A 260-nucleotide genomic window follows, 5' to 3' on the forward strand; every position below is an offset into this window, starting at 1 on the left:
CTGCCCAGGCCTGCGCGGCTTCCAGAGATTCAAACTCGGCAATCACCGTGGAGCCGGTAAAACCCGCTGCTCCCGGATCGTTGCTGTCAACGGCAGGCATCGGGCCTGCGGTCAGCAACCGACCTTCATCCTGTAGCAGCTGTAAACGCGCCAGATGGGCAGGGCGAACGGAAAGACGTTTTTCCAGAGAATCAGGTACATCTTCAGCGTAAATCACATAAAGCACGGCAAAGCTCCTTAACCGGTAAAAGTGACATTTA

Annotated in this window: 1 protein-coding gene; it reads right to left on the reverse strand. The window is 55.0% G+C overall.

The genetic code is table 11. The features are described from left to right. Window positions 1-226: YciI family protein (locus B4920_RS26815; protein WP_079437601.1), on the reverse strand; the 226-nt coding region annotated here is incomplete at its 3' end. Window positions 227-260: the final 34 nt, after the last annotated feature.

Origin of the sequence: Zoogloea sp. LCSB751 (genome assembly GCF_002028455.1) — a bacterium.
Classification (GTDB): Bacteria; Pseudomonadota; Gammaproteobacteria; order Burkholderiales; family Rhodocyclaceae; genus Zoogloea.